Origin of the sequence: Flavobacterium chryseum, from assembly GCF_004362015.1 — a bacterium.
In the GTDB taxonomy this organism is placed as follows: Bacteria; Bacteroidota; Bacteroidia; order Flavobacteriales; family Flavobacteriaceae; genus Flavobacterium.
Window position 1 is genome coordinate 55123 of record NZ_SNWW01000009.1, and the last position, 13060, is coordinate 68182.

Here is a 13060-nt window from a genome sequence, read left to right on the forward strand (position 1 = left end):
TTCTTTTAAATAAAAAATGTAAAGTATGCAAAACATTCCTAGTGTAGACTTACGTGATTTCCTTTCGGACAACCCGGAACGTAAACAAAAATTTGTAAATGAAATCGGCAGTGCATTTGAAAACATTGGCTTCGTAGCCCTAAAAGGTCATTTCTTAGATGATCAGTTGGTAGGCGAGCTTTATAGCGAAATTCGAAAATTTTTCGCTTTGCCAGTAGAAACCAAGCATAATTATGAAATTCCCGGAATTGGCGGTCAAAGAGGTTATGTTTCTTTTGGAAAAGAACATGCTAAAGGACGCAAAGAGGGAGATTTAAAAGAGTTCTGGCATTTTGGGCAGTATGTTGACAAAGATTCAAAATACGCTTCAGAATATCCGGAAAATGTTGAAGTAAAAGAGTTACCGCATTTTAATGCTGTTGGTAAAGAAGCGTATCAAATGCTTGAAAAAACAGGTGTTTATGTGTTACGAGCTTTGGCTTTGCATTTAGGTTTAGATGAGTTTTATTTTGATCAGTATGCTAAAGAAGGAAACTCAATTTTAAGACCAATTCATTATCCACCAATTACTTCTGAGCCTGAAAATGCAATTCGTGCAGCTGCTCACGGAGATATTAACCTGATCACGCTTTTAATGGGAGCGCAAGGGAAAGGATTACAAGTTCAAAATCATGATGGAGAATGGATTGATGCTATTGCTGCAGACGATGAATTAGTTATAAATGTGGGCGATATGTTGTCAAGACATACTAATAACAAACTAAAATCTACAATTCACCAGGTGGTAAATCCGCCAAGAGAATTATGGGGAACCTCTCGCTATTCTGTTCCGTTTTTTATGCACCCCGTAAGCGATATGCGTCTGGATTGTTTAGAAAACTGTATTGATGCTGAAAATCCTAAGAAATTTGAAGACATTACGGCGGGCGATTATTTATACGAACGTTTGGTAGATTTAGGTTTAATAAAAAAGTAAAAACTTAAATAAATTCTAATATTAAAATTCCAAATTCCAAACTTTCATTGGAATTTGGAATTTAATTTTTAATAGCCTTATTGCTTGGAATTTATTTTTTTAGAATGAACAATTTATGGATTTACAAGATCAATTAAAAAATTTGTTTCCGGATCACGTCGAATCAAATGAACCTGAAGAAGTTCAGGAAGAAGAGCATGTACTTTATGTTCAAAAAGAACCGATGATTTGCAAATTCGAAAAACGAAAAGGAAAAGCAACCACCATAATTGAAGGTTACGAAGGAAGCGATGAAGATTTTAAAATTCTTGCCAAAGAAATTAAAACAAAATTAAGCGTTGGCGGAACTTTTAAAGACGATGCAATCATCATTCAAGGCGATTATCGGGATAAAATTATGGCTATTTTAAAAGAAAAAGGATTTAAAACCAAAAGAGTTGGCGGATGATAATTTTAGATTTCTGATTTAAGAATTTAGATTGTCTACCCATTAACTATAAAATTTAACCGCAAAGTTCGCAAAGAATTATAGTTAGAAGTTTTAATAAAAAATTCAAAGTTCGCAAAGCTTTGTAAATCAAGATTAGAATTTGGAATTTAAAAAATTGGAATTTATTTTCAAACCTTAGCAACTCAGAACCTTAGAACCTAAAAAAAAATGATACAAAACTCAGAATTAATACTTAATCCAGACGGAAGTGTTTACCACTTAAATCTTCTTCCTGAACATATTGCCAACGATATAATTTTTGTTGGAGACCAAAACCGAGTAGAAAAAATTACTCAGTTTTTTGATTCTATTGAATTTTCTACTCAAAAAAGAGAATTTAAAACCCAAACCGGAATTTATAAAGGAAAACGTATCACAGTAATGTCAACCGGAATCGGACCTGATAATATTGATATTGTTGTAAATGAACTAGATGCTTTGGTGAATATCGATTTAAAAACACGTGAGCCAAAAGAAAATTTAACTTCACTAAATATCATTAGAATTGGAACTTCGGGTTCTTTGCAAAAAGATATTCCTGTGGATAGTTTTGTAATGTCTAAATTTGGTCTGGGATTAGACAATATGCTTCGCTCCTATTTAATAGATGAAGTTTCGCAAGATGCTCTTGAAGATGCTTTTATCGTACATACCAATTGGGATATTCGAAAAGGAAGGCCGTATGCAATTCCTTGTTCAGAAAAATTAGAAAAAATAATTGAATCTGATAAAATATTTAAGGGAATTACAGCCACTGCCGGAGGATTTTACGGTCCGCAAGGGCGTGTTTTGCGTTTGAATATCCAGGATGAAGAATTAAACAATAAAATGGATAATTTTAATTTTAATGGCGAAAGAATTACTAACTTAGAGATGGAAACGGCTGCTATTTACGGACTTTCTGCACTTTTAGGTCATAACGCATTATCATTAAATGCAATTATTGCCAATCGTGCTTCGGGAACTTTTAGCGAAGATCCATATAAAGCGGTTGATGAGTTAATTACATATACATTAAATAAACTTTCAAATAGTAAATAATGCAAGATGCCATTTTTAAATTTGAAAAATTACTAAATGAAAATGTCAATTATTTTCCGACATTAAATACTGAAGTTTTAGAAGCTAAAATTCCGGGGAAATGGTCAAAAAAAGAAATTTTGGGACATTTAATAGATTCTGCAATTCATAATTTAGTTCGTTTTACAGAAATAAATTATGTTGAAAAGCCTTATCAGCACAGACCTTACAGTCAAATGGATTTGGTGAATTTGAATCAGTACCAAACAATGGATATTGTTGAGTTGACAACATTATTGTTTTCATTAAATAAACAAATTGTCAGAATTATGAAATCTGTTGATGAAGGAGTTTTAAATTATAAAATTGTTTTAAGCGATCAGTCTGTAGTTGATTTAAAGTTTCTAATGACTGATTATGTAGAACATTTAGAACATCACATTAATCAATTAAAAGCTTAGACTATGTTTTTAAGAGTTGCCAGACATACCGATAATATAGAAAAAATTGAAGATTTTTATATTAATATTTTGGATTTTGAATGTTTAGGCCGTTTTCAAAATCACAATAATTATGATGGCGTTTTTATTGGAAAATCAGGTTTAGACTGGCATTTTGAATTTACGCAATCTGAAACAAAAGCCAATCATACGTTTGATGAAGATGATGTTATCGTGCTTTATCCCAAAACAATTTTAGATTATAATGAATTAATAAATAAACTTTTACGAAACAACATTTCAATCATAACTGCAACTAATCCTTTTTGGAATGAAAACGGAAAAATGTTTCAGGATCCTGACGGTTATCGAATTGTTGTTTCACCACTAAAAGCGGTAATTAGCGAAATTGAATAATGGCAGAAACACACAAAAAAATCCTATTTAGATATTATAGCGATTTGTTAGAAGATACGGTTGTAGAAACCATGTGGGGAGAAATTATTGATCTGGAAAAAGGATATTTCAAATTAGATAATATTCCGTTTTTCGGGCCTTTAATTGCCACAGATGATATTTTCTATGCAGAATTTGATGAAAAAGAACAAACGCTCGTTTACAGAGAAACAATAGAAAGTTTTGGAAATTCGATTCTGCAGGTTGTAATTTTAGAAAAAGGTTTTGATAAGGAAATTATCATAGAAAAATTAAAAGCAATTAACTGTTTATCAGAAGGATTAAATGACACTCTATTTGCTGTTGAAGTGGTAAAAGAAGTTGATTATTCGATTGTAAAAAGTTTATTAACAGAATATGAAACGCTTTCTGTAATTGAATTTGCAGAACCTTGCCTATCTGAAAAACACAGAACTGATTTATTAAAAAATTAAAATATAAACAACAAACAAACTTAGAATACGCATACCAAACAAACTTAAACTTAAACCTAATGAAAACTGTAAAAATTGTTGGTGTTCCCGAACACTTCAATTTGCCATGGCGTATATCGATCGAAAATGGTGAATTTGAAGCTGAAAACATAGATTTACAATGGAAAAATATACCTGAAGGTACAGGAAAAATGTGCCAGATGCTTCGTGACGGAGAGGCTGATATTGCTGTAATTTTGACCGAAGGAATTGTAAAAGATATTATTGCCGGAAACCCAAGTAAAATTGTTCAGATTTATGTACAATCTCCTTTAATCTGGGGAATTCACGTGGCTACAAAATCGAATTTTCAAACTATTAAAGATCTTCAAAATAAAAAAGTTGCGATTTCAAGACTTGGATCAGGTTCTCAATTAATGGCTTATGTAAATGCCAACGAACAAAATTGGAAAACTGACGATTTAGAATTTGAGATTGTAAATACCATCGATGGCGCTGTTGAAGCCTTAACCAACGGAACTGCAGATTATTTTATGTGGGAACATTTTATGACAAAACCTCTTGTAGATCAGGGTGTTTTTAGAAGAGTTGGCGACTGCCCTACTCCATGGCCTTCTTTTGTCATTACGGTTCGTGATGAGTTTTTGAAAAAAAATCCGAAAGTAATTGAAAAAATTCTCGAAGTCATCAATAAAACAACGCATGATTTTGCTCTAATTCCGAACATTGATAAAACTTTAGCAGAGCTTTTTAATCAAAAACTTGAAGATATTCAGGAATGGCTGAAATTAACGCAATGGTCGCAAAAACATCTAAGTGAAAAAGCATTTGATAAAATTCAAAATCAATTATTTGATCTGGGAATTATTGATAAAAAAAGTACTTTTGTAGAAACAGTAAAAGCACTGTAAATTCTGCTTTTGATTCTTATGATAAAAATTCCTAAAATTGACTTTCCGCAATTAAAATCCAAATTACAGGTGAAATCACCCTGGGATAGAATTATTATTTCGCTGTTGAGTCTTTTGATAACAATTCCGGTTTTTATCATACTGCATCAAAATTTAATCGACTTAGAATGGCCTTTTAATTTAGACCGTGTTTTTATTTTCATCTTTGTTTTTGCAGCAATATTTTTTCTTTTAATGTATTTGCGAACGATCATAATTGTTTGTATTGCTGTGTATTTGTTGATTTTAGTATACGGATCTGTTATTGGAAATTACGGTTTCAATGAAATTTCTGAAGATTATAATTCGATGATTTACACCATGTCAGACAATCCGTTTCCTCAGGATATTATCGTGGCAAAATTACTTCCGTTTCCAAATAAATCATTAATTCTAAGCGCCATTGAATACGAGAATCCTAAGGTTCGAAACTTTGCCATTATGGCGACAACAAAGCATTTTAAAGGCATAAAAGGCTACTCTGATTATAGAACTACAATACAATGTTTTGCGGTTTTTAAAGAAATTAACAGTCGATGGAATTATGTCAACGATCCTAAAGAAGGCGATTATATTGCCACTGCAAGTGAATCATTAGAATATTTTTCTGGCGATTGCGACGATCATTCTATTTTAATGGCCGCCGCAATTCGTTCTATTGGCGGAACTCCGCGACTTATTCATACAAAAGGACACATTTATCCTGAAATACTAATTGGCTCTTTAATAGACTTAGAAAAGGTCAATTACTTAATAAAGAATGTGCTTTTTGCAAAAGAAAGTTACAGGCAAAAACTGCATTATCACATTGATGAACGCGGTCAGGTTTGGTTAAATCTTGATTATACAGCCAAATATCCGGGCGGACCCTTTATGTATGAAGAGATTTTGGGAGCGTTGACGCTTAATTAAGGCTCTTAGAGGCTAAGTTACTAAGGTTCTGATAGTTTACATTTTTCCTTAAATCTTCTTATTTTATTGGCTTAGCGCTGTGTTTTATAAATATTTTCTTCTAAATATTTGATTTTTAGATTCTTAATTAAAAATATTTTTGTAATTTTCTGTGGTCTAACCTTAATCACAAAACCATGAAAAAATCTAAATTATTTATCTTTGGAATTGCATTTTTGTTTGTATTAATTTCATGTCAAAAACGAGGAAAACTGGTAAATTCCTGGAAAATCACTGCTGTTGAAGCCAAACTTCCACTTTCGGATTCTGCAAAAAATGCAATCTTAACTAACGGAACCCTAACGTTTACAGAAGACGGACACGTAACGGGATATTTGCAGAACGAAATAACTGATGGAACGTATGCCTTAACAAAAGGAGGAAAAAGTTTAGTAATTAAAGATGAAACCGGAACCCCATATCCTTGTGAAAGTACGATAACAGATGATGAACTGATATTAGATAGTAAAGAAATGAAATTAACGCTTAAAAAAATATAATAATTTTTCATTTTGACTGAGGAGAAATCAACAAACCATGAATTCGTTATGTAATTTTTCGTTCCTCAAAATGAAACTAGTATACGCATAAGCTTTGCCAAGGTTTAAAACTTTGACAAAGCTTATTTTTTGACATCTACTTTTTAAGAATTCTTCAACATATTAGAAAACATATTTCGTATATGTTGTGCCTATTGAGATAATTATATTCAAATTGTTATCTTTAAAATAAATATCAAATTCAAGATGCTTCAAATAGTTGAAAAGAGAAAAGATCATATTCAGGATTTACAAAGAATTTATCTGGAAAGTCGCAGGAAAACCTTTTATTGGCTAGAAGATATTAAAGATTACAATCTAACTGATTTTGAACGTGATACTCAAGGCGAATTTATTTTAGTTGCTCTTTTTAATGATAAAGTTGTTGGTTTTATTTCGTTGTGGATGTCCGGTAATTTTATCCATCATTTATATATTGACGAAAAATACCAAGGCAAAAATATCGGCACAAAACTCTTAGATGAGGCAATCAAAGTCATGAATTCTCCGATTACTTTAAAATGTTTGGCAAAAAATACTAACGCAGTCAAATTTTATGAAAGCAAAGGATTTGTTGAAAAAGAAAAGGGCGTTTCTAATCATGGTGAATATATTTTATATGAATTAAAGAAATAAAATTAAGATTTGTTTTTACTGCTGACAAACAGTTGTCATACGGCCAATTTAGCTTTGCAGTATAAACTTTTAAAAATTAATTTTATGATTAATCAATTACCAAATTTAAATTGGATTAGTGTTTTGCTTGCATTCGTAGCCTATTTTTTACTCGGAGCTCTTTGGTTTACTTTATTATTTAGTAAATCGTATAAAAAATCCTTAGGAGGAGAAAAAGAAATTTTAGAAAATAAGCCTATTTTTATAGTCGGACCCGCCCTATGTTCGCTGATAATTACAATTGCAAGTGCCGTTTTAGTTTACGCTTTAAATGTATCTTCTTTAAAAGATGGTTTTGAGTTTTCACTATTTATTGGTATCGGATTTTTAGTTGCAAATACAGTAAACATTGCAATTAATCCAAATATTCCAAGACCAATTTTGTACGGAATTATTAGTGGAAGTTATCATTTAGTGGGAATTTTGATTGTAAATTCGATCATAATTGCGATGAAATAAAACATAAATAATGGAACAAAATGAAATAGAAACTTTTTGTCCGACTAGCCAAACGGATTGGAGAGAATGGTTGCAAGAAAACCATCACTCAAAACAATCTGTTTGGCTTCTTTGTTATAAAAAACAAGCTAACATTCCAACAATAACCTGGAGTGACGCTGTTGATGAAGCGCTTTGTTTTGGCTGGATCGACAGTGTTCGAAAATCGATTGACAATGATAAGTTTATACAATTTTTTGGAAAACGAAAACCAAATAGCGTTTGGTCAAAAATCAACAAAGCAAAAGTAGAACGGTTAATCGCTGACGGATTGATGATGAAAGCAGGTTTTGATAGCATTGAAAAAGCAAAACAAAATGGTTCATGGACAATTTTAGATGATGTTGAAGAATTACTTATTCCTGAAGATCTCGAGAAAGGATTTGAAGCAAAACCGGGCGCTGCAGCTTATTTTTTAAGTTTGAGTAAATCTGCCAGAAAAAGCATTCTGCAATGGCTCGTTATGGCTAAACGTCCGGAAACAAGACAAAACCGAATTAATGAAATAGCAGAACTTGCTGCACAAAAACTGAAACCAAAACAGTTTAGATAATTTCATTTGTAAAACAATACATATAGTTTTTGTAACATTTTTTAGAGACTGGTTACTAATAAGTTAGTGTTTAACTTAAAAGTAATCTTATGCAAAAAATTTCAAGACGTTCGTTTGTAAACAAATTTGGCGTTGGTGTTGGCGCTTCGGTTGTAATGACAACGCTTCCCTCCTTTTTAGTTCCATCAGAGATTGAGCAACAACCTTATACCGGAAAAAAAATAAACATTGCACTTTGCGGCCTCGGATATTATGCTGAAATGCTAGCGTCCGGAATTGAAAAATCAGATTATTGCACACTTGCAGGAATTGTTACAGGAACACTATCAAAAGCTAAAAAATGGAAAACTCAATATAATATTCCGGAGAAAAACATTTACAACTATCAAAATTTTGATGAAATTATACACAACAAAAATATAGATCTGGTCTATGTTGTTGTACCAAATGGTTTGCATAAGGAATTTACTATTCGTGCTGCAAAAGCCGGTAAACATGTAATCACTGAAAAGCCAATGGCGGTTTCTGTAAAAGATTGCGAAGAAATGATAAAAGCCTGCAACGATGCAAATGTGCAGCTGGCTATTGGTTATCGTTTGCATTATGAGCCTTATCATTTAGAATTGAAACGATTAGGACAAAATAAAGTTTTCGGGCAAGTTCGTTTTATTGAAGCTTCACTGGGTTATAAAACCTACGATACAACTAGTAAGGTTAAAGTGGATAAAAAAGACCGTAACGAATGGCGACTGACTAAAGCTTTATCGGGTGGCGGACCATTAATGGATCTCGGAATTTATTGCATTCAAAGTGCTCGTTATGTTCTTGGAGAAGAACCAATTGCGGTTACAGCTCAATTTGGAACTATAAATGACAAAGACAGATTTTCTGAAACAGAAGAAAGCATTAGCTGGCAAATGGAATTTCCGAGTGGTGCGGTTGCCAATTGCAATACTTCTTGCGGTTTTAATATTGACAGATTTTATGCTGCTGCAGATGAAGGCTTCTTTGAATTAAGTCCTGCGCTTAGTTACGGGCCCTTTGTTGGGAAAACATCGGAAAAAGAATTAAATTTTCCTGTAATCAATCAACAGAAAACACAATTGGATGAAATTTGTAAAGTATTAGCAGAAAATAAAAAATTACCCAACCATATTACCGGCGAAGAAGGAATAAAAGATATCAGGATAATTAATGCAATTTACAAATCGGCAGAAACGGGAAAAAAAGTTGAAATAAAATAAGATTTTAATTGCCAAAAAAAATCAGGCATGTAATCTTTTTTTAAATTTAACTAAATATTTTCCTATAAAATTTTGCGCAGTCAAATAACTGCATTATATTTGCAGTCAAATAACTGCACAATGGAAATTCGTAGAGATGTTTTTCAGGCAATAGCCGACCCTACCCGCAGGGCAATTTTAAGTTTGGTGGCAATACAAGCGATGACACCTGGTACTATCGCTGAAAATTTTGATTCGTCGAGGCAAACAATTTCAAAACACATTCAAATACTTAATGAATGTGAACTACTCTATCAAACGCAAACAGGTAGAGAAATTTACTATCAATTAAATCCTCAAAAAATAAAAGAAATAGCTGATTTTATTGAGCCATTCCGCAAAATGTGGGATGACCGATTTAATTCGTTAGAAGCAATAATGAAAAACTACCAACCTAAAAAATAACGGATTATGGAATTAAAAACACAAATAAAAGCTGAAGATAACAAGCAGGAAATTGTAATAACAAGAGAATTTGATTTGCCTTTAGACTTGCTTTTTAAAGCTTATACCGAAGCCGAAATTGTAGCACAATGGATGGGAACAAAAGTTATTAAGCTTGAAAACAAAAAACACGGTGGTTATCAATTTGAAACTTCAGATCCTAACGGAAATGTTGTTTTTAAAGCTAACGGAACAATTCATGAATTTAATCTGAATGAAAAGATAACGCGAACATTTGAAATGGAAAATTCTCCTTTTGCCGTTCAGCTGGAGTTTTTAGAATTTCAAAAAATGAGCGATAACACAAGTAAACTCGTTATGCAAATCGTTTATAAAAGTGTTGAACTCAGAGACCAAATGCTGAAATTACCTTTTGCACAAGGTTTAAATATGGCACATAACAGGCTACAAGAAATTTTAAACAAATCAAAATAATACATCATGACAAAGAGAAATAAAATTATTTATTGGGTTGCTACTTTATGGCTTGCTTTAGGAATGTTATCGACCGGAATCGTACAAGTAATAAAAATGAAGGAAGAAGTGGATATGATGGCACATTTGGGTTATCCTGCCTATTTTTTAACCATAATTGGAGTTTGGAAAATTCTGGGCGTTATGGCAATTCTTATCCCGAAATTTCCGTTATTAAAAGAATGGACTTATGCTGGTTTCTTTTTTGCAATGTCCGGAGCTATTTTTTCTCATTTGGCTTGTGACGATAGCGCTAAAGAATTTTTCGGACCAACATTGTTACTTGTTTTAGTTGTAGTATTCTGGTATTTTAGACCTGCAGAAAGAAAAGTTATTTCAGCTTAGTTTTAGAAATATTATTTTCTGAATAACAATTAAACGATTAGTATATTTGATGTTACATTAAATCATCTCACGTATGGATTCAAAAGAAATACTTAGCCATCTTGAAAAATTGGGCAACGAAAAAATGCGTGCGCATAATGCTAAATATGGCGCAGGCGAAAATCAGTTTGGTGTTAAAATGGGAGATATTCGTGCGTTGGCAAAGAAAATAAAAACGAATCATGAATTAGCCTTAGAACTTTGGGAAACAGAAAATGTTGATGCCCGATTTTTAGCTGTTTTACTTCTTGATCCGAAAAAAATATCTACAGAAGAACTAACGAAATTAGTAATGTCTGAAAAGTTTCCGCACGTTGCAGATTGGCTGTATACAAATGTTATAAAAGTGAATGCAAATAAAGAAATTTTAAGAAACGAATGGATGAAATCCTCTAACACAATGGCTATTCGAGCCGCATGGAGCCTGACAAGCGGATGTGTTGCCAGAAATCCGGAAGTACTTGATATTCCGGCTTTACTTAATACAATTGAAACTGAAATGCCAAAAGCGGCACCGGAAGTTCAATGGACAATGAATTCAACTTTAGCCAACATCGGAATTCATTTTTCTGAATATCGGGAACGCGCCATTGCAATTGGAGAAAAATTGGGAATTTATAAAGATTATCCAACTTCAAAAGGCTGTACTTCACCCTTCGCTCCTATTTGGATTAATGAAATAGTTCGAAGACAGGGTTAGCTTAATAAATAAAATAAACAAAGATGAAAAGCATTAAAAAAGAATTATCGACAGAACAAGCTGCTGCATTATTTAAAGTATTGCAAGCTCGTTTTGAGAAAAATATGAACCGCCATAAAGGTCTTGACTGGAACGCAATACAAACAAAACTGGAAGTAAATCCAGAAAAATTATGGTCGCTGGACGAAATGGAAAGAACGGAAGGTGAACCTGATGTTGTTGGTTTTGATAAAAAAACAAGCGAATATATTTTTTATGATTGTGCAGCAGAAAGCCCAAAAGGCCGAAGAAGTTGTTGTTACGATCATGAAGCACTAGAAAAAAGAAAAGAAAACAAACCAAACGACAGTGCTGTAAATATGGCCGATGAAATGGGAATTTCAATTTTGAATGAAGAAGAATACCGCGAATTGCAAAAACTTGGAAAATTCGACACCAAAACGTCAAGCTGGATTGCAACGCCATCTGAGATTAGGAAACTTGGAGGCGCTATTTTTGCAGATTTCCGTTACAACACCATTTTTGTATATCATAACGGAGCTGAATCGTATTATGCTGCGAGAGGATTTCGTGGTTCTTTAAGAGTTTAAATAAAATAAAAAAGACTTCATAGCAATAATGAAGTCTTTTTTATTTTTAATTGTTTTTATGTTCTTTAATCTTTATCGCCTTTTATAAATTTCCCCTCTTTGGTAAATTCCAGGTCAATTTTGTTTGTTAAATCAACGTCAAGATCTTTGTGACCATAATCGATGTGAGTAATTTTTTCATTTGGGTAATGCTTTGCAACATAATCTTTAATTTCTTTTGGAATAAAATCAGTCGGAATTGGTTTGTTGTCTCCATCGACTTCTCGGTATGAACCATCTTTCCAAAATTCTACTTCGGTACCATCTTTTAATATGACTTCGTAACCTTTTTCACCATGTTCAGCATCTTTTTTGACAATGTCAACGGTGGTGTGATTAAAATGCTTCTGTATAAAATCCTGCGAAGTTTTTGGCAGTTCTGTAAATTGGATTTTCTTTTGAGCGCTGGCCGATATTACAAAACTCAGTAATGATAAGGCAAAAATTATTTTCGTTTTCATGATTTCATATTTAATGATTATTGTAGCTAATTTAATACGAAAAATATTGAATCACAATCAATTTAAGAAACCTTTAGTTTTTAGGACTGAATTTTATTTACATAATTCCATTTAAAACGCTATTTTCGATTGAAATTAAAATGAATAATTTATCGAATGATTCTCGAAAAAGCAATTCCAAACAATCACGAAATTTTGACAATAATCACCAAAAAGTCAAAAGCTTATTGGGGATATTCTGAAGAACAAATTGAAGTTTGGTCAGATTCATTAACGGTTACAAAAAAGTATATTGAAACCAAATCAGTATATAAATTAAGCGTTGATAATCAAATTGTTGCTTATTATTCATTTTTCAATGAAGATGAAGAAACTGTAAAACTTGACAATCTTTTTGTTTTACCCGAATATATAGGAAAAGGAATTGGACAATTTTTAATGAATGATTTCCTTAATCGTTTAAAGAATACAAACTTCAAAAAAGTGATTCTTCACTCAGAACCCAATGCCGAAATGTTTTATTCTAAATTTGGTTTTATAAAAATTGGACAACTGGAATCTTCCATTAAAAACAGATTTTTACCAATTATGGAATTAAAAATTAATATCTAATTAAAGTACTATAATTTATAAATGAATAATTTAACCATTCAAAATTGTTGAAAGAACCAAATCAATTAATAAAAGAAATAAAGCAATTTTA

General features: G+C 32.1%; 20 protein-coding genes. 19 read left to right on the forward strand and 1 reads right to left on the reverse strand.

Annotation, left to right across the window (positions count from 1 at the left end):
• The first annotated feature begins 25 nt into the window (after positions 1 to 25).
• From EV143_RS16910 to EV143_RS16995, 18 genes are all read left to right on the forward strand, one after another.
• Positions 26 to 976, forward strand: coding sequence for an isopenicillin N synthase family dioxygenase (locus tag EV143_RS16910; protein ID WP_133509122.1), 951 nt, complete (start codon positions 26 to 28; stop codon positions 974 to 976).
• A gap of 115 nt (positions 977 to 1091) precedes the next feature.
• On the forward strand, positions 1092 to 1424 hold the full coding sequence (locus tag EV143_RS16915) for a translation initiation factor (RefSeq protein ID WP_133509123.1): 333 nt from the start codon (positions 1092 to 1094) through the stop codon (positions 1422 to 1424).
• Positions 1425 to 1634: 210 nt separating this feature from the next.
• The gene (locus tag EV143_RS16920; RefSeq protein ID WP_133509124.1) at positions 1635 to 2507 is read left to right on the forward strand and encodes a nucleoside phosphorylase; all 873 of its coding nucleotides are present in this window, start codon (positions 1635 to 1637) and stop codon (positions 2505 to 2507) included.
• On the forward strand, positions 2507 to 2947 hold the full coding sequence (locus tag EV143_RS16925) for a DinB family protein (protein WP_133509125.1): 441 nt from the start codon (positions 2507 to 2509) through the stop codon (positions 2945 to 2947). Before EV143_RS16920 ends, EV143_RS16925 begins: the two co-directional genes overlap by 1 nt.
• A gap of 3 nt (positions 2948 to 2950) precedes the next feature.
• Positions 2951 to 3343: a VOC family protein gene (locus tag EV143_RS16930; RefSeq protein WP_133509126.1), complete on the forward strand. Its 393-nt coding sequence runs from the start codon at positions 2951 to 2953 to the stop codon at positions 3341 to 3343.
• Entirely contained in the window at positions 3343 to 3816 is a 474-nt protein-coding gene (locus tag EV143_RS16935) for a DUF4265 domain-containing protein (protein ID WP_133509127.1), read from the forward strand. Before EV143_RS16930 ends, EV143_RS16935 begins: the two co-directional genes overlap by 1 nt.
• Positions 3817 to 3875: 59 nt before the next feature.
• A complete protein-coding gene (locus EV143_RS16940; protein WP_133509128.1) occupies positions 3876 to 4727 on the forward strand; it encodes a substrate-binding domain-containing protein in 852 nt (283 codons plus the stop codon).
• A gap of 18 nt (positions 4728 to 4745) precedes the next feature.
• Entirely contained in the window at positions 4746 to 5678 is a 933-nt protein-coding gene (locus tag EV143_RS16945; RefSeq protein WP_133509129.1) for a transglutaminase, read from the forward strand.
• Between the two features lie 176 nt (positions 5679 to 5854).
• Positions 5855 to 6217 (forward strand): hypothetical protein, encoded by a 363-nt coding sequence (locus EV143_RS16950; protein WP_133509130.1) that lies wholly within the window; start codon positions 5855 to 5857, stop codon positions 6215 to 6217.
• A gap of 246 nt (positions 6218 to 6463) precedes the next feature.
• A complete protein-coding gene (locus tag EV143_RS16955; RefSeq protein ID WP_133509131.1) occupies positions 6464 to 6892 on the forward strand; it encodes a GNAT family N-acetyltransferase in 429 nt (142 codons plus the stop codon).
• Positions 6893 to 6976: 84 nt separating this feature from the next.
• Positions 6977 to 7390: a DUF1761 domain-containing protein gene (locus tag EV143_RS16960; RefSeq protein WP_133509132.1), complete on the forward strand. Its 414-nt coding sequence runs from the start codon at positions 6977 to 6979 to the stop codon at positions 7388 to 7390.
• A gap of 10 nt (positions 7391 to 7400) precedes the next feature.
• Positions 7401 to 7982 carry a YdeI/OmpD-associated family protein gene (locus EV143_RS16965; RefSeq protein ID WP_133509133.1) on the forward strand — a complete coding sequence of 194 codons (582 nt, stop codon included), beginning with the start codon at positions 7401 to 7403 and terminating at the stop codon, positions 7980 to 7982.
• An 89-nt stretch (positions 7983 to 8071) separates the two neighbouring features.
• A complete protein-coding gene (locus EV143_RS16970) occupies positions 8072 to 9226 on the forward strand; it encodes a Gfo/Idh/MocA family protein (protein ID WP_133509134.1) in 1155 nt (384 codons plus the stop codon).
• A 120-nt stretch (positions 9227 to 9346) separates the two neighbouring features.
• Entirely contained in the window at positions 9347 to 9670 is a 324-nt protein-coding gene (locus tag EV143_RS16975) for an ArsR/SmtB family transcription factor (RefSeq protein ID WP_133509136.1), read from the forward strand.
• Between the two features lie 6 nt (positions 9671 to 9676).
• Positions 9677 to 10144, forward strand: a complete 468-nt coding sequence (locus tag EV143_RS16980; RefSeq protein WP_133509137.1) for an SRPBCC domain-containing protein — start codon at positions 9677 to 9679, stop codon at positions 10142 to 10144.
• Positions 10145 to 10150: 6 nt separating this feature from the next.
• Entirely contained in the window at positions 10151 to 10528 is a 378-nt protein-coding gene (locus tag EV143_RS16985; RefSeq protein ID WP_133509138.1) for a DoxX family protein, read from the forward strand.
• A gap of 73 nt (positions 10529 to 10601) precedes the next feature.
• A complete protein-coding gene (locus tag EV143_RS16990) occupies positions 10602 to 11267 on the forward strand; it encodes a DNA alkylation repair protein (RefSeq protein ID WP_133509139.1) in 666 nt (221 codons plus the stop codon).
• A 23-nt stretch (positions 11268 to 11290) separates the two neighbouring features.
• Positions 11291 to 11857, forward strand: a complete 567-nt coding sequence (locus tag EV143_RS16995) for a DUF4256 domain-containing protein (protein WP_133509140.1) — start codon at positions 11291 to 11293, stop codon at positions 11855 to 11857.
• A 65-nt stretch (positions 11858 to 11922) separates the two neighbouring features.
• Here EV143_RS16995 and EV143_RS17000 read toward each other — a convergent pair whose 3' ends face one another.
• Positions 11923 to 12357 (reverse strand): PepSY-like domain-containing protein, encoded by a 435-nt coding sequence (locus EV143_RS17000; protein WP_133509141.1) that lies wholly within the window; start codon positions 12355 to 12357, stop codon positions 11923 to 11925.
• Between the two features lie 156 nt (positions 12358 to 12513).
• On the opposite strand from EV143_RS17000, the gene EV143_RS17005 reads away from it, so the two are divergent.
• Positions 12514 to 12969 (forward strand): GNAT family N-acetyltransferase, encoded by a 456-nt coding sequence (locus EV143_RS17005; protein WP_133509142.1) that lies wholly within the window; start codon positions 12514 to 12516, stop codon positions 12967 to 12969.
• Positions 12970 to 13060 lie beyond the last annotated feature (91 nt).